This is a genomic window from Erythrobacter sp. A6_0 (genome assembly GCF_017744235.1).
Taxonomy (GTDB): domain Bacteria; phylum Pseudomonadota; class Alphaproteobacteria; order Sphingomonadales; family Sphingomonadaceae; genus Qipengyuania.
This window is the reverse complement of record NZ_JAGHQR010000001.1, coordinates 194,064-209,506: the sequence shown is the minus strand read 5'-3', so window position 1 is coordinate 209,506 and position 15,443 is coordinate 194,064. Positions and strand designations below refer to the sequence as shown.

Below are 15,443 nucleotides of genomic sequence, written 5' to 3'. Positions count from 1 at the left end.
ATCAACCGACGATTTCGTCGTCGTTGAAGAAGAATTCGATTTCGGTCTTCGCGTTCTCGTCCGAATCCGAACCGTGGACCGAATTGGCTTCGATGCTCTCGGCATAGGTCTTGCGGATGGTGCCCTCTTCGGCGTCGGCCGGGTTGGTGGCGCCCATCACGTCGCGATTGCGCTTCACGGCGTCTTCGCCTTCGAGCACCTGGACGACGACCGGGCCGCTGGTCATGAAATCGACCAGTTCGCCGTAGAACGGGCGTTCGGCGTGGACTTCGTAGAACTTCTTCGCCTGGTCTTCGCTCATCTGGATGCGCTTGGACGCGACGACGCGCAGACCGGCATCTTCCAGCATCTTGGTGACGGCGCCGGTCAGATTGCGGCGCGTGGCATCGGGCTTGATGATCGAAAAGGTGCGCGTAACCGCCATCGTAATTTCCTCGAATTTAGGGGGTGCAATGCGCGCGCCCGTAGCCGCGTGAGGGGATAACGGCAAGCATCAGTTGCGTGGCCTGTTTCCATGGAGTTGATCCACGCTGAGCTGGCCCACGGTAAGCTGGCCCACCGTCTCGTCCTCCTCGCGCGCCGCCTGGAACGTGAAATGCGTCCCGTCCTCGGCACGTCCGCCGACCATCGACAGCGTATCGGTGGCGAGCTCGACATCGACCGCGACGCCCGCCGCCTCCGCCTCGGCGCGATAGAAGGCGATCATGTCCGCCGGGGGCGCATCGCTGGCAAGTGTCATCGTGACCGAGCGCCGCTCGCCGCGCCCGACTTCCACGGTGGAGCGTATTTCGGCGTCGGGATAAACGGTGAAGCCGGTCGGCAGCTCGGCCACCTTGCCTTCGCTGCCATCCCGTGCGCGCAGGATCGTGGTGCCGTCTTCATTGGTGATCGAGGCGCGTGTCGCTCCCGTTTCGGGATCGACGACGTAATGGCCCTTGGGCTGCGGATCGTCGCGCGGCGGCTCGTCTTCGGACGCACCGCAGGCTGCGAGCAGAAACAGAGCGGCGATGGAACCGGCGATACGCAAAAGAGCCTCCTTCTCCCAACCAACAGGTGGGAGTCACAGAGGGTTCCAGCCGCCATCCTCGTTCTGGCGAAAGGCGCCGAATTCGACGGTGCCGTCGCTGGCGGCGCGCGCTTTCAGATCGCGCCACAACCCGCGCGCAGCCTCGGTCTGGTCGGGGCCGAACATCAGGAACGTGCGCGCGAAGGCGCTCGCCTCTTCGCGCCAGACGCCATCCGCGAGCAGGAGAAAGCGCGCTTCGTTGAGCGGCTCGCAGCTGTCCGACAGCAGGATCGGCTGGCGCGCGGCGTGCGGCTCCGCCGCCTCCCCATTGGCGAGGAAATGCGCCGGGCCTTCCTTCCACAATTCTTCGGCAATGATCCGGCGCTGCTCCTGATCCGCGCCGACGATCAGCATGCGCTGGCCCGCCTGCAGGGTCTTGCGGGCGAGCGCAGGAACGACCTTTTCGACCGGATCGCGGGTCAGCTGGTAGAAGTCGACGCGCATGCGATCAGGCCGATTGGCCGGTCGTTTTTGCAGAGCGGCGGCAGCGTTCGGAACAGTATTTCACACTGTCCCAATCCCGCTCCCACTTCTTGCGCCAGGCGAAATCGAGCCCGCAGGCGGCGCAGGTCTTGTGCGGCAGGTCGCCCTTGGGCCGCATCTTGCCTGTACCGCCGCCTGCCATTGGCCGATCAGCCTTCGATCGTGTCGGCGACCAGCCGGTCGATCAGGCGCACACCGAAACCGGTCGCGCCCTTGCCCCAGGTGGCACCGGGCTTGTCGCTCCACACGGTGCCCGCAATGTCGCAGTGCGCCCAGGGGGTGCCGTCTTCGATGAAGCGGTGGAGGAACTGCGCCGCCGTGATCGAGCCCGCGCCCTTGCCGCCGATATTCTTCATGTCGGCGATCGGGCTGTCGATCAGCTTGTCGTAGGCCGGGCCGATGGGAAGGCGCCACACCTTGTCTCCGCTGGCCTTGCCCGCATCGGCAAGATCCTGCGCCAGCGCATCGTCGTTCGAGAACACGCCCGCATGTTCGTTGCCCAGCGATACGATGATCGCACCGGTCAGCGTCGCGAAATCGACGATCCGGGCGGGCTTGAATTCCTTCTGCGTCCAGTGGAGCGCGTCGCACAGAACCAGGCGGCCTTCGGCGTCGGTGTTCAGGACCTCGATCGTCTGGCCGGACATGGAGGTGACCACGTCGCCGGGGCGCTGCGCGTTCCCGTCGGGCATGTTCTCGACCAGGCCGACCACGCCGACCACGTTGGCCTTGGCCTTGCGCCGCACCAGCGCCAGCATCGCGCCTGCGACCGCGCCGGCGCCGCCCATATCCCACTTCATGTCTTCCATGCCGGGTCCGGGCTTGATCGAAATGCCGCCCGTGTCGAACGTCACACCCTTGCCGACGAAGGCGATCGGCGCGTCGCCGTCATTGCCGCCGTTCCAGCGGATGGCGAGGATGCGCGAATCGCGGGTCGAGCCCTGCCCGACGCCGAGCAGCGCGCCCATGCCGAGTTCTTCCATCTTCGCTTCGTCGAGCACGATCAGTTCCGCCCCGCTGCCTTCGAAGCGCTTCTGGCAGCGTTCCACGAAGGTTTCGGGGTAGATGATGTTGGCGGGCTCGGTGACGAGTTCGCGCGTGAACTCGATCCCGTCGGCGAGATGGGCGGCCTCGTTCCAGGCGTCTTCGGCACCTTCGGGCGCGTTCAGGACGACGACGCGCTTCAGCGTCACCTTCTGCTCGTCCTTCAGCTTGGTGCGATAGATGTCGTAACGCCAATTGCGCAGTCTGAGGCCGAGCAGGATATGCGCGAGATCTTCGGCGGCGAGGCCGGTCGCATCGAAGCCGATCGTCTCCTCGCCTGCCGACTGGTACTTGGCCGAAATCGCAGCACCCGCCTTCTCGCAATTCGCCGCGCGTCCTTCGGCGTCGACAGCGCCGGTGCCGACCAGGACCAGGCGCAGGACCGCGCCGTCACGCTCGACGAAGCCGTCGAAAAGCTGGCCTGCCGAGCCCTTGAAACGCGCCGCCTTAGCGCCTTCTTCCATCGCCCGCTCCAGCCCGTCGGGCAGCGTGCCCTTGACGGTGGCCTGGGCGACGAGGCGCAATCCTTCGGGACGCGATGGGCTGAATTCGATCTGCATGGAAACTCCCGCGAGTAATAGGTGTGGCGCGGCCGCGACGCGATTTGAGGCAATGCGAAAGGCCGCTCGTGAACGCGATTGCAGTTAGGGAGCGGCGATGCGATAGGCAAGCCATGCACACGCCCAGCGTATCCGCGCCCGATTTGCACCGCATCCGGGCGGGGCTCTCGCTGTCCAGCGCGCTAAGCATCTGTCTGATAGCCGGTTTTCACGGCTCCGCCGCACTCGCGCAGGACGGCGCGGCCACCGGCATGGCGACCGCGCAGGAACAGGCCGACCGGCCTGATCCCGACCGGTTCGACGACGAGGAAGAAAGTGCCGACCTCTCCACGCGCCCGCTGGAAGATGCACCGCAGGACACGGTCGACCTGCCGACCGGCCAAAGCGCCGACAGCGAAGAGATCGCCTTCGAAGCCGACACGCTCAGCTACGATTCGTCCAGCGACACCGTCACTGCCAGCGGCAGCGTCGTCCTGCGCAGCGGCGATCGCTCGGTGCGGGCCGATCGCGTAACCTGGAACCGTAACAGTGGCGAAATCCTCGCCGAAGGACGCGTGCGCTTCGTGGACGAAAACGGCAATCAGCTGTTCTCGGACAGCGTGGTGCTGACTGACGAATTCGAAGCCGGCGCGATGGAGAACCTGCTGCTGGCGCTGCGCCAGGGCGGGCGGCTGGCCGCAGAAACCGGATCGCGCGGCGCGGATGGGACGATCGAGCTCGAACGCGCGGCCTACACCGCCTGCTCCGTCACCACGCCCGAAGGCTGCGACAAGGCGCCGAGCTGGCGCATCACCGCCGATCGCGTGACGTACGATCCCAGCGACAGCCGGGTCCGGTTCCGCAACGCCTATCTCGAACTGTTCGGCGCGCGTCTCCTGCCGTTGCCCGGCCTTTCGATCCGCACCGATGGAGGACCGGTCGCAGGCTTCCTGGTGCCCGATCTGCGCATTTCGAAGAGCAACGGCCTTGAGGTCAGCGGCAGTTATTACTGGCGTCTCGGCCCCAATCGCGATGCGACCGCCAGCGCATATGTCTTCACCGAAGCGCTCCCGATGGTAAGCGGGCAGTACCGCCAGCTGACCGATAAGGGCGCGTTCCAGATCACGGGGTATGCGACCTATAGCCGCCGCATCTCCAGTCTGACGGGCAATCGCGTCGGAGAACGCGATTTCCGCGGCTATGTCTTCGCCAACGGCCAGTTCCAGTTCGATCCCAATTGGAGCCTGACCGGATCGGTGCGCCGCGCGAGCGACCGCACGTTCCTGCGCCGTTACGACATCAGCCGCGACGATCGCCTGCGCTCCACCATCGATCTCGAGCGGATCGACCGGCAATCCTATCTCTCGATCGCCGGCTGGGCGACGCAGACCTTGCGATTGGGCGCGGATCAGGGGCAGGTTCCGCTGGCCCTGCCCGCGATCGACTATCGGTATCGGCTCAACGATCCGGTTCTGGGCGGCAAGGTCGAGCTACAGGCCAACAGCCTCGCCATCCTGCGCGACGAGGGGCAGGACACGCAGCGCGCCTTCGCCCGCGCGCGCTGGGATTTGCGCCGCGTGACCGGGATGGGCCAGCTGGTGACGCTGACCGGCCGGGTGCGCGGCGATGTATACCATTCGAGCGACAATGCGCTCACCGACACGGCGCTCTATCGCGGCAATCCGGGATGGGAAGCACGCGGTATCGCAGTCGCGGCGGTGGATGTGGAATGGCCGTTGGTGGGCCAGTTTCTCGGCTGGGATCAGGTGCTGACCCCGCGCGTCCAGTTCGCCGCCAGCCCGCCGATCCGCAACCTCGCGATCCCCAACGAGGATTCGCGCGCGATCGATCTGGAGGATTCCAACCTCTTCGCGCTCAACCGCTTTCCCGGATACGACCGGGTCGAGGATGGCGCCCGCGTGACATATGGCGTGGACTGGCAATTGCGCGCGCCGGGATGGGATCTGAAGACCACGCTCGGCCAGACCTATAGGCTGGACAAGGATCCGGGCGTGTTCGTCGATGGCACCGGCCTGTCGGAGCGCGTATCGGACATCGTCGGACGGACCCAAGTGCGGTTCCGCGATTTCGTGAAGCTGACCCACCGCTTCCGCCTCGACAAGGATAATCTGGCGGTGCGCCGCAACGAGATCGACGCGACTGTCGGCAGCGCGCGAACCTACGCCGAGGTCGGCTATCTCCGGCTCAACCGGAATATCTTCCAGGTCGAGGATTTGCAGGATCGCGAGGAATTGCGCGCCGCCGCGCGTGTCGCCTTCCGCCGCTACTGGTCTGTATTCGGCTCCGGCGTCTTCAATCTCACCAATCGCGACGAGGATCCGAATCTGGGATCGGACGGCTTCCAGCCTATCCGTACGCGGCTGGGTGTCGCCTACGAGGACGATTGCCTCGAAATGGGGCTGACCTGGCGGCGCGACTATCTCGACACGGGCGATGCGCAACGCGGCGACACCTTCCAGGTCTATTTCGCGCTCCGCAATCTGGGCTTCCGCTGACGCGTGCGGGCCGCGCCCGTTGGCATGCGGGCTCCTATGCGCTAATCGCCGCCGCCAATCAGCTACGGTTAAGCCGGACGGCGGCAATACCGGACTGTATCCGGGCGCCTGCATGGCGCCGCAATTGGACGATCTACGTGACGCGCAAACCGCTATCCTCTCTCGTTTCCCTTACGGCGATGCTCGGCCTGATGGCCGCGCCGGTGCCTGCCATCGCGCAGGTGCAGGCCGATGCGCCCGAAGCCGGCAACCCGCTCGGCCTGCCCGAATCGGTAACCTTGCTGGGCGAGAGCAATCCGAACGTTCGCACCGCGACCGCGGTCGTGAACGGCGATGTCATCACCGGAACCGATGTCGATCAGCGGGTAGCGCTCGTCACGGCAGCGAACGATCAGGAATTGAGCGCCGACGATTTCCAGCGCCTCAAAATGCAGGTGCTGCGCAATCTCATCGACGAAACCCTGCAAATTCAGGAAGCCGCAGCGCAGGAAATCGAGGTCACCGACCAGGAGGTGGAGCAGCGTTACAACGCCGTGGCCCAACAGAATTTCGGCCAGAAAGACGGCGCGATGGCGGCCTATCTCCAGCAGGTCGGTTCCTCGCCCGCGTCCCTGAAGCGCCAGATTCGCGGCGAGCTTGCCTGGCAGCGCCTGCTGCGCCGCAATGTGGCTCCGTTCGTCAGCGTATCGGGTGAAGAAGTGAACGAGCAGCTCGAGCGGCTCGAAGCCTCGCGTGGGACCGAAGAATTCCGGCTGGGTGAAATCTTCCTGTCCGCAACGCCCGAAAGCCAGGCGGCGGTGCAGGACAATGCGCGCCGTATCGTCGAACAATTGCGCCAGGGCGGCAGTTTCGTCGCTTATGCACGTCAGTTCTCCGAAGCGTCGACAGCAGCCGTGGGCGGCGATCTGGGCTGGGTGCGGCTCGGCCAGTTGCCCGCCCAGCTATCGGAAGTCGCAGGCCAGATGCAGCCCGGCCAATTGGTCGGCCCCCTGCCCATTCCGGGCGGGTTCTCGATCCTGTATCTGATCGACAAGCGTCAGGTGCTGACCGCCGATCCGCGTGACGCCGTGCTCAGCCTCAAGCAGATCTCGATCGGATTCGATCCGGGCACCACGCAGGCGCAGGCGGCTGCGCGCGTGCAGGCCTTCACCCAAGGCGTGTCGCAGATTCGCGGCTGCGGCGATGCGGACAGCGCGGCCGCTGCGCTCGGCGCCAGCATCGTCACCAACGACGAAATCCGCGTTCGCTCGCTTCCCGAGGCTTTGCAGAACGCGATTCTGCAATTGCAGATCGGTCAGACCACCCCGCCCTTCGGCAGCGTGGAAGACGGCATCCGTGTGCTGATGCTGTGCGGTCGTGACGATCCCGAACAGAATTCCGGACCCGATTTCGAGACTCTGATGAACCAGATCGAGGATGAGCGCATCGGCAAGCGCGCCCAGCGTTACCTGCGCGATCTGCGCAACGACGCCTATATCGAGTATAATTGACATGCCCCCTCTCGCCGTATCGCTTGGCGATCCGGCGGGGATCGGGCCGGAGATCATCGTCGCGAGCTGGGCGCGGCGCCGTGAAAGCAAGCTTGCGCCCTTTTTCGTAGTCGGCGGTACTACCGTGCTGGAGAAAGCGGCTGCGGTTCGCGATCTCGCCTGCCCTATCGTGCCTATCGACGATGCGGCAGAAGCGAACGACGCTTTCGATCGGGGCCTTCCGGTGCTCGGAGCGGAGGACGGCACCTATCGCCCGGGAGTGCCCGACGATGCGGGAGCGGCGCTCGCGCTCGGCTCGCTGGCCGGGGCGGTCCGCATGGCCTTGCTCGGCAAGGCGTCCGCAGCCGTCACCGCTCCCGTCTCCAAAGCCCATCTGGCGCGCGTCGGTTTCGAATTTCCCGGCCAGACCGAATTTCTCGCCGCCGCCTGCGGGCTGGGGCCAAACGATGTCGTGATGATGCTGGCCGGGCCGAGCCTGCGCGCGGTTCCGGTGACTGTGCATTGTGCTCTCGCCGACGTGCCCCGCCTGCTCGACAAGGCGACGATTGCCGCGAAAGCGCGAATAACTGCCGCGGCTCTTACGCGGGATTTCGGGATCGCGGCTCCGCGCATCGCGATCTGCGGCCTCAATCCCCACGCGGGCGAAGGCGGCAAATTCGGCAGCGAGGAGCGCGACATCATCGCCCCCGCCATCGAAACGCTGCGCGCAGAAGGCATGGCGGTGACAGGTCCGCACCCCGCCGACGCGCTCTTCACCCCACGCGCGCGCCAGACCTACGATGCGGCACTGGCGATGTATCACGATCAGGCGCTGGTCCCCATCAAGGCGCTCGATTTCGACGAAGGCGTCAATGTCACGCTCGGCCTGCCGATCGTCCGTACCTCGCCCGACCACGGAACGGCGTTCGACATCGCAGGCAAGGGCCTGGCCGATCCCGGCGCGATGATCGCCGGTCTGCGCATGGCAGGTACGATGGCTGAACGGCGCGCGAAGCCTTGATGGCCGACCTGCCCCCCTTGCGCGAAGTGATCGCCCGGCACGGCCTGTCGGCCAGCAAGGCGCTCGGCCAGAATTTTCTCTTCGACGAACATCTGCTGGACCGGATCGCAGCCGTTCCCGGCGATCTGGCGGGCCGCAACGTGCTCGAGATCGGCCCCGGCCCCGGCGGCCTGACCCGCGCGCTGCTGCGTGCGGGAGCGCGTGTCACCGCGATCGAAATGGACCCGCGCTGCCTGCCCGCGCTTGCCGAACTGTCGGAGGCGTTTCCGGACCGACTGACCGTGGTTCCGGGCGACGCGATGAAGCTCGACCATGCCGAGTTGATGGGGGGCGAACCGTTCGAAGTGGTCGCCAACCTGCCCTATAATGTCGGCACCGCGCTGTTCGTGCGCTGGCTGTCGGGCGAGGACTGGCCCCCGCTCTGGACGGGGCTGACGCTGATGTTTCAGCAGGAAGTCGCCCAACGGATCGTCGCCGCGCCTGGAGGTTCTGCCTATGGCCGGCTGGCGGTTCTGGCCCAGTGGCGCGGCACGGCGAAGCTGGCGATGAAGGTCCATCGCAGCGCCTTCACGCCCCCACCCAAGGTGATGAGCGCCATCGTCCATGTGACGCCCGCGTCCATGCCGGACGGCGTCAGCGCCCGCACGCTCGAACGCCTCACCGAAGCCGCCTTCGGGCAACGCCGCAAGATGCTGCGTCAAAGCCTCAAGGGCGTGCCGGGCGCGATCGAGGCGATGGAAACCCTCGGTATCGATGCGCAACGGCGGGCCGAAACCTTGCGCGTCGCCGATTTCGTCGCACTGGCGAGGCAGGTGGACGGGATGGCGAAACGATAGCGTCGCGCCATGCATTGACGGGCTGAAGGAGACAATTTCCATGTCCGTCAAAGCCATCGCCATCAATTGTTCGCTCAAGAAAAGCAGCGGCGAGCCCAGCTCGACCGACGCGATGATCGCATTGCTGAGGGAAAAATTCTCCAATCACGATGTCGAGATCACCGAAACGCTGCGGATCGCGGACTACAATGTGCTACCCGGGGTCACCTCGGACGAAGGCGACGGAGACGACTGGCCGGAACTGCGCACAAAGATCCTCGCGCATGATATCCTGATCTTCGGCGGCCCGATCTGGATGGGACAGATCGGTTCGATCGCCAAGCGCGTGCTCGAACGCATGGATGCGTTTCTAGGCGAAACCGACGACAAGGGCCGTATGCCGAGTTCTGGCAAGATCGCGGTGGCCGCGATCGTGGGCAATGAGGATGGCGCGCACTGGAGTTCGGCGCAGCTTTTCCAGTCGCTGAACGATACGGGCTGGACGATCCCTGCCGCTGCCGCTTGCTATTGGGTCGGGGAAGCCATGGGCAGTATCGACTTCAAGGATCTGGACGAGACGCCCGACAAGACGGACGTCACTGCGGCCACGGTGGCAGCAAATGCCGCCCATCTTGCCAGGCTGCTCAAGAACGAGCCCTATCCAGGCACGAGCTGACCTTCAGCCCGCCGCCTTCTTTTCCCGCCGCCATTGGTGCAGCAGCGGTTCGGTATACCCGCTCGGCTGATCGACGCCCTTGAAAATCAGATCCTTCGCCGCGCTGAAAGCAGGCGCGTCCTGATTTTCGAGCAGCGGTTCGTATGCCGGATCGCCCGCATTCTGTTCGTCCACCTTGGCGGCCATGCGAGTGAGCGAATCCATGACCTGATCCTCGCTGACGACACCGTGCAGCAGCCAGTTGGCGATATGCTGCGAGCTGATCCGCAGCGTCGCGCGGTCCTCCATCAGCCCGACATCGTTGATGTCCGGCACTTTGGAACAGCCGACGCCCTGATCGATCCAGCGCACGACATAGCCCAGAAGGCCCTGGCAATTGTTGTCGAGCTCCTCTCGAATTTCCTCTTCCGACCAGTTCACGCCTTCGGCCAGCGGGATCGTCAGCAGCTCGTCCAGCTTCGCCGCATCGGGCAGGCCCCGCTGGATCTCGAACACGTCCTCGCGGTGGTAATGGATCGCATGCAGGGTTGCGGCAGTCGGGCTCGGCACCCAGGCGGTGTTGGCCCCGGCGCGCAGATGGCCGATCTTTTCCAGCATCATCTGCCCCATCAGATCGGGCGCGGCCCACATGCCCTTCCCGATCTGCGCCCGGCCCGAAAGGCCATGAGCGAGACCGATACCGACATTGCGCGCCTCGTAGGCCTTGAGCCACGCAGAGCCTTTCATCGCGCCCTTGCGCAGCATCGGCCCGGCCCGCATCGAGGTGTGCATCTCGTCACCCGTCCGATCGAGGAAGCCGGTGTTGATGAACACGACGCGGTCCTTCACCGCATGGATACAGGCAGCGAGATTGGCGGATGTGCGCCGTTCCTCGTCCATCACGCCGACCTTCATCGTATGCCGATCAAGACCGAGCATATCCTCCACCGCATCGAACAGGTCGTTGGTGAAGGCGCATTCTTCGGGCCCGTGCATTTTGGGCTTCACGATATAGATCGAACCGGTGCGCGAATTTCCGAAGCGCCCCTTGCCCGCCACGTCGAGCGCGCCGATCGCTCCGGTGACGACCGCGTCCATGATTCCTTCCGGGATCTCGCCGCCGTCCCACAGCATGGCGGGATTGGTCATCAGGTGCCCGACATTGCGGACGAACATGAGGCTGCGGCCCGGCAGGCGATGTTCGGCCCCTTCCGCGTCGCGAAAGATCTTGTCTTCGCACAGCCGCCGCGTCTGTGTCGATCCGCCCTTCTCGAAGCTTTCTTCCAGATCGCCCCGGATCACGCCGAGCCAGTTGCGATAGCCGAGCAATTTGTCCTCGGCATCGACTGCGGCGACCGAATCCTCGAGATCGGCGATCGTGGTAAGTGCCGCCTCGAGGACGATGTCGCTGATTTCGGCCTTGTCGGTTTTGCCAACCGGGTGATCGGATGCGAACTGCACTTCGATGTGCAGGCCGTTGTTGCGGAACAGCAGCCCATCTTCGCTCCGGCCGACGAAGGCGCCCTTATCGGCAAGGTCGATATCCTCCGCGCCAGCGATATCGCGCCAGCTCCCGCTCGCCAGCGGCAGGACTTCGTCGAGGAACCGGCGTCCTTCCGCGATCACCGCATCGCCGCGCGCCCGGTCGTACCCGCCGGGCTTTGGCGGCGGCGCGTCGAGCGCATCCGTGCCGTACAGCGCATCATACAGGCTGCCCCACCGCGCATTGGCAGCGTTGAGGAGGAAACGCGCATTGAGAATGGGCACCACGAGCTGCGGCCCGGCCATGGTCGCGATTTCGGGATCGACGTTTTCGGTCCCGATCGTAAACGCTTCGGGCTCGGGAACGAGATAGCCGATCTCTTCGAGGAACGCGCGATACGCATCTGCATCGTGCGTCTGCCCGGCCCGATCCAGATGCCAGCTGTCGATCTTCGCCTGGAGTTCTCCGCGCGTGTCGAGAAGCGCCCGGTTGCGCGGGACGAAGCGTTCGAGAAGGGACGCGAAGCCCGTCCAGAACGCGCCCGTATCTTTGCCGAGCGGCTGGAGAATCTCGTTCTCGATAAAATCGGCCAAGGCCGGATCGGCCTGGATCCCGGCGCGGTTCACGTAATCGGTCATGAAAGGCAACTCACCCGTATACTGCTAATAATCGAAAAGCGGATCCCGGGGAGGAGCGAGCCCGTTTATGTCCCGGGGCAAGATGATTTGCAAGCCTTCGCTTGCAAGCCGATTCCCATGGCGTTTGGGGCGGTCCGCGCAGACTTGTGGCTCGTTGCCTTACGCAGCGGGCACCGGACTGGAAAAGCCTATGGACCGCCGCTAAGCCCGCTGGCGATGACCACACAAAACGCCCTGCTCGACCGCATCGACGCGAAGACCATGCTCGACCAGACGCTCGATTGGGCGTCGGTCAACAGCGGAACCGCCAATCTCGAAGGGCTGGCGGTGATGGCCGACAAGCTATCCAGCGCATTCTCAGTGCTTCCGGGCGAGGTCGAACTGGTCGAGCCCGCGCCGGTCTCCGCCATTTCCGCCGACGGGACCGAATTCGAAAAGCCGCACGGCAGGCACTTGGTCCTGCGCGTCCGCCCCGAAGCGGCTCGGCGCGTGGTGCTGACAGGGCACATGGACACCGTCTATCCGGTCGATCACCCGTTTCAGGAAAACAGCTGGCTGGACGACGAGACCGTCAACGGCCCCGGCACCGCCGATATGAAGGGCGGCCTGTGCGTGATCCTGCATGCGCTCAGGGCCTTCGAGGCGAGCGGGAATGCCGACCGTCTCGGCTATGACGTGATGATCAATTCGGATGAGGAAACCGGCAGCCTCGCCAGCCGCCCCCTCATCGAAAAACTGGCGCAGGGCAAATACGCCGCGCTGACTTACGAGCCAAGCGCGCGGCCCGACGGGACGCTCGCCCATGCGCGCGGGGGGACGGGGAATTATTCCATCACCCTGCGCGGCCAAAGCGCCCATGCCGGGCGCAATCCGCAGGACGGGCGCAACGCCATCGTCGCCGCCTCCGATCTCGTGATGCGGATCGTGGAGCTCGCCAAGGACGATATCACGATCAATCCGGCCAAGATCGAAGGCGGCGCGGCCAACAATGTCGTACCGGATCTCGCCATCCTGCGCTTCAACATCCGCCCCAAATCCACCCACGCGATGGAGCGGTTCGACGGCGAACTGGCCCCGATCCTCGCCGCGATCGAAGCGGACCATGAAATCGCGATCCATCGCCATGGCGGCGTGACCCGCCCGCCCAAGCCGGTGGACGATCGCGCGCAGAAACTGTTCGACTTGGTGAAGAGCTGCGGCGCCGAACTGGGGCAGACCATTGGCTGGCAGCCGACCGGCGGCGTGTGCGACGGCAACAACATCGCCTCCTGCGGTGTCCCCGTGGTCGACACGATGGGCGTACGCGGCGGCGCCATCCATTCGCCGGACGAATACATGATCGTCCCCTCGCTCGCCGAGCGGGCCGCGCTGTCGGCTCTGGTGCTCGAAAAACTCGCCAACGGAGACCCGCTTTGACCTTCCGCCTGCGCGCCGCCCGGCCCGAAGACATCGAACCGCTTTACGAAATGGCGAAACTGACGGGGGGTGGCTTCACCAATCTGCCCGCCGATCGCAGCGCACTGGAAGCCAAGCTGGCCCGCGCCGAAAACGCCTTCGCGCGAGAAGACGACGAGCTTGGCGACGATCAGTTCGTGCTGGTGCTGGAGAATACCGAGAACGGACAGGTGCGCGGCACGTGCCAGCTGTTCACCCAGGTCGGCCAGCAATGGCCGTTCTATTCCTATCGGCTCACCACGCTGACGCAGCACAGCCAGGAACTGGACCGCACGGTGCGCGCCGAATTGCTCAGCCTCGTCACCGATCTTGAAGGATCGAGCGAGGTGGGCGGCCTGTTCCTTCATCCCAACGAGCGCGCGGGCGGGCTTGGCCTGCTCCTGGCGCGCAGCCGCTATCTCTTCATCGCCATGCATCGCCTGCGCTTTGCCCCGCGTATCCTCGCCGAATTGCGCGGGATTATCGACGATGCGGGCGGCTCGCCGTTCTGGGACGGGGTCGCGGGGCGTTTCTTCGGGATGAGCTTCCAGGAAGCGGATTATTTCAACGCCATCAACGGCAACCAGTTCATTGCCGATCTGATGCCCAAGCACCCTGTCTATATCGCGATGCTGGACGAGGATGCGCGCAAGGTGATCGGCCTGCCCCACCCCACCGGCCGCGCTGCGATGCGGATGCTGGAACAGGAAGGCTTCGCGTACGAAAACTACGTCGACATCTTCGATGGCGGCCCCACCATGACCGCGCGGACCGATCAGGTGAAGAGCATCGCTGAAGCGACGCCGGGCACGTTGAGCGACATCTCGCTCGATATCGGGGAACGCGCGCTGATCGCCACCGGATCGCTCAAGGATTTCCGCTGCGCCTACGGTCGGCGGGAAGTCGACGCAGACGGCAATATCGCGATCGATGCGGCTTGTGCACAGGCTCTCGAAGTCGCCGTGGGCGACGAGGTCTGGAGCGTGACGCGATGAGCCTGGTCGAAATCAATTTCGACGGGATCGTCGGCCCGTCGCACAATTACGCAGGGCTCAGCCTCGGCAATATCGCCAGCGCCAGCCACAAGGGCGATCCGAGCTTTCCGCGCGCCGCCGCCCTGCAAGGCATTGCGAAAATGCGGGGGAATATGGAGCGCGGATTGGCGCAAGGTTTTCTGCTGCCCTTGCCGCGCCCGAATGACGGCCTGCTGCGCGCTATTGGCGCGGATGAGAGCCTGGACGGTCCGCTCCTCGCCGCCGCCTGGTCCGCGTCGAGCATGTGGACTGCCAATGCCGCCACGGTCAGCCCGGCACCCGATACCGCCGACAATCGTTGCCATCTGACGCCCGCCAATCTCGTCACCATGCTGCATCGCGGGCAGGAATGGCGGGATACCAAGGCCCAGCTCGACATCGCCTTTGCCGATCCCCGCCATTTCGCAGTGCATGACGCGGTGCCTTCCAGCTTCGGAGACGAAGGCGCGGCCAATCACATGCGCTTTTGCGAAAGCCACGGATCGCCCGGTGTCGAAGTGTTCGTATGGGGTCGGCAGGGCGGCAAATTCCCCGCGCGCCAGCACGAACAGGCCAGCCGCGCCGTGGCGCGCCTCCATCAGCTGAACCCCGACGCCTGCGTCTTCATCGAACAGAACCCCGAAGCCATCGCCGCCGGGGCTTTCCATAACGACGTGGTCGCAGTCGCCAACGAGCGGATGTTGTTCACCCACGCCCGCGCCTTTGCGGACCAGCAGGGCGCCTACGCAGCGATCCGCGCCGCCTTTCCGGCGCTGGAAGTGGTCGAAGTGCCCGAAGAGGCTGTCAGCCTCGAAGAAGCGATCCGGACCTATCTGTTCAACGCCCAACTTCTCACGCTGCCCTCGGGCGAAATGGCGCTGGTCGTGCCGAGCGAGTGTCGGGATAGCGCCAGCGTCTGGTCGTGGTGCGAGCGGATGCTGGAGAGCAACGGCCCGATCCGCAAGGTCATCCCGGTCGATGTGCGCCAGTCGATGGCCAATGGCGGCGGGCCGGCCTGCCTGCGTTTGCGCGTCGTCGCCGATCCCAGGACCGTGGATGCGCGCTTTCTGCTCGACGAAGGAAAGGCGACGCGGATCGAGGCGGTGGTGGCCGAAATGTGGCCCGAAACCATCCACCCTTCCGAGATCGGCAGCGAATCGCTGGCAGGGCGCGTCAGAGATGCGCGCGAAGCCTTGCTCGGCGTATTGTCGCTGGACGAATTGCTCTGACGTAGGCGCGTTCGGTCGGCGCTGTCGGGTAGCTTTAC

Annotated in this window: 14 protein-coding genes; 8 read left to right on the top strand and 6 right to left on the bottom strand. The window is 65.0% G+C overall.

Translation table 11 applies throughout. The features are described 5' to 3' along the window. Position 1: 1 nt before the first annotated feature. The 5 genes from ndk to J7347_RS01095 form a co-directional block, all read right to left on the bottom strand. Positions 2-424: a nucleoside-diphosphate kinase gene (ndk, locus tag J7347_RS01115; RefSeq protein WP_209160539.1), complete on the bottom strand. Its 423-nt coding sequence runs from the start codon at positions 422-424 to the stop codon at positions 2-4. 69 nt (positions 425-493) lie between these two features. After that, the gene (locus J7347_RS01110; protein ID WP_209160538.1) at positions 494-1,027 is read right to left on the bottom strand and encodes a hypothetical protein; all 534 of its coding nucleotides are present in this window, start codon (positions 1,025-1,027) and stop codon (positions 494-496) included. Positions 1,028-1,060: 33 nt separating this feature from the next. Then, positions 1,061-1,510 (bottom strand): DNA polymerase III subunit chi, encoded by a 450-nt coding sequence (locus J7347_RS01105; protein WP_209160537.1) that lies wholly within the window; start codon positions 1,508-1,510, stop codon positions 1,061-1,063. A 4-nt stretch (positions 1,511-1,514) separates the two neighbouring features. Next, positions 1,515-1,691, bottom strand: coding sequence for a DUF2256 domain-containing protein (locus J7347_RS01100; RefSeq protein ID WP_245173754.1), 177 nt, complete (start codon positions 1,689-1,691; stop codon positions 1,515-1,517). A 7-nt stretch (positions 1,692-1,698) separates the two neighbouring features. Then, complete coding sequence (locus tag J7347_RS01095; protein WP_209160536.1) at positions 1,699-3,153, bottom strand: leucyl aminopeptidase; 1,455 nt, start codon at positions 3,151-3,153, stop codon at positions 1,699-1,701. Between the two features lie 113 nt (positions 3,154-3,266). Here J7347_RS01095 and lptD point away from each other — a divergent pair, with 113 nt between their 5' ends. The 5 genes from lptD to J7347_RS01070 all read left to right on the top strand — a co-directional run bounded on the left by lptD (position 3,267) and on the right by J7347_RS01070 (position 9,629). Then, positions 3,267-5,648 (top strand): LPS assembly protein LptD, encoded by a 2,382-nt coding sequence (gene lptD / locus J7347_RS01090; protein WP_209160535.1) that lies wholly within the window; start codon positions 3,267-3,269, stop codon positions 5,646-5,648. Between the two features lie 191 nt (positions 5,649-5,839). Continuing rightward, positions 5,840-7,138, top strand: coding sequence for a peptidylprolyl isomerase (locus tag J7347_RS01085; RefSeq protein ID WP_245173809.1), 1,299 nt, complete (start codon positions 5,840-5,842; stop codon positions 7,136-7,138). Between the two features lies 1 nt (position 7,139). After that, entirely contained in the window at positions 7,140-8,138 is a 999-nt protein-coding gene (gene pdxA / locus J7347_RS01080) for a 4-hydroxythreonine-4-phosphate dehydrogenase PdxA (RefSeq protein WP_209160534.1), read from the top strand. Beyond that, the gene (gene rsmA, locus J7347_RS01075; RefSeq protein ID WP_209160533.1) at positions 8,138-8,974 is read left to right on the top strand and encodes a 16S rRNA (adenine(1518)-N(6)/adenine(1519)-N(6))-dimethyltransferase RsmA; all 837 of its coding nucleotides are present in this window, start codon (positions 8,138-8,140) and stop codon (positions 8,972-8,974) included. Before pdxA ends, rsmA begins: the two co-directional genes overlap by 1 nt. Positions 8,975-9,014: 40 nt before the next feature. Next, the gene (locus J7347_RS01070) at positions 9,015-9,629 is read left to right on the top strand and encodes an NAD(P)H-dependent oxidoreductase (protein WP_209160532.1); all 615 of its coding nucleotides are present in this window, start codon (positions 9,015-9,017) and stop codon (positions 9,627-9,629) included. 3 nt (positions 9,630-9,632) lie between these two features. Here the strand turns inward: J7347_RS01070 and J7347_RS01065 are convergent, their stop codons facing one another. Then, positions 9,633-11,729, bottom strand: a complete 2,097-nt coding sequence (locus tag J7347_RS01065) for a malate synthase G (RefSeq protein ID WP_209160531.1) — start codon at positions 11,727-11,729, stop codon at positions 9,633-9,635. Positions 11,730-11,945: 216 nt separating this feature from the next. On the opposite strand from J7347_RS01065, the gene J7347_RS01060 reads away from it, so the two are divergent. Genes J7347_RS01060 through J7347_RS01050 form a run of 3 tightly spaced genes read left to right on the top strand, consistent with a single transcriptional unit; the run spans position 11,946 to position 15,405 of the window. Continuing rightward, the gene (locus J7347_RS01060; RefSeq protein WP_209160530.1) at positions 11,946-13,145 is read left to right on the top strand and encodes a hydrolase; all 1,200 of its coding nucleotides are present in this window, start codon (positions 11,946-11,948) and stop codon (positions 13,143-13,145) included. After that, a complete protein-coding gene (locus J7347_RS01055) occupies positions 13,142-14,158 on the top strand; it encodes an arginine N-succinyltransferase (RefSeq protein WP_209160529.1) in 1,017 nt (338 codons plus the stop codon). The genes J7347_RS01060 and J7347_RS01055 overlap by 4 nt, the downstream gene beginning before the upstream one ends. Beyond that, positions 14,155-15,405 (top strand): N-succinylarginine dihydrolase, encoded by a 1,251-nt coding sequence (locus J7347_RS01050; protein ID WP_209160528.1) that lies wholly within the window; start codon positions 14,155-14,157, stop codon positions 15,403-15,405. The genes J7347_RS01055 and J7347_RS01050 overlap by 4 nt, the downstream gene beginning before the upstream one ends. The last annotated feature ends 38 nt before the right edge of the window (positions 15,406-15,443 follow it).

Excerpts from the sequence above, each read along its gene's own strand:
- ndk (WP_209160539.1), bottom strand. The coding sequence starts at position 424 with ATGGCGGTTACGCGCACCTTTTCGATCATCAAGCCCGATGCCACGCGC.
- J7347_RS01095 (WP_209160536.1), bottom strand. The coding sequence starts at position 3,153 with ATGCAGATCGAATTCAGCCCATCGCGTCCCGAAGGATTGCGCCTCGTC.
- J7347_RS01100 (WP_245173754.1), bottom strand. The coding sequence starts at position 1,691 with ATGGCAGGCGGCGGTACAGGCAAGATGCGGCCCAAGGGCGACCTGCCG.
- J7347_RS01050 (WP_209160528.1), top strand. The coding sequence starts at position 14,155 with ATGAGCCTGGTCGAAATCAATTTCGACGGGATCGTCGGCCCGTCGCAC.
- J7347_RS01070 (WP_209160532.1), top strand. The coding sequence starts at position 9,015 with ATGTCCGTCAAAGCCATCGCCATCAATTGTTCGCTCAAGAAAAGCAGC.
- J7347_RS01065 (WP_209160531.1), bottom strand. The coding sequence starts at position 11,729 with ATGACCGATTACGTGAACCGCGCCGGGATCCAGGCCGATCCGGCCTTG.
- J7347_RS01085 (WP_245173809.1), top strand. The coding sequence starts at position 5,840 with ATGGCCGCGCCGGTGCCTGCCATCGCGCAGGTGCAGGCCGATGCGCCC.
- rsmA (WP_209160533.1), top strand. The coding sequence starts at position 8,138 with ATGGCCGACCTGCCCCCCTTGCGCGAAGTGATCGCCCGGCACGGCCTG.
- J7347_RS01060 (WP_209160530.1), top strand. The coding sequence starts at position 11,946 with ATGACCACACAAAACGCCCTGCTCGACCGCATCGACGCGAAGACCATG.
- J7347_RS01105 (WP_209160537.1), bottom strand. The coding sequence starts at position 1,510 with ATGCGCGTCGACTTCTACCAGCTGACCCGCGATCCGGTCGAAAAGGTC.
- lptD (WP_209160535.1), top strand. The coding sequence starts at position 3,267 with ATGCACACGCCCAGCGTATCCGCGCCCGATTTGCACCGCATCCGGGCG.
- pdxA (WP_209160534.1), top strand. The coding sequence starts at position 7,140 with ATGCCCCCTCTCGCCGTATCGCTTGGCGATCCGGCGGGGATCGGGCCG.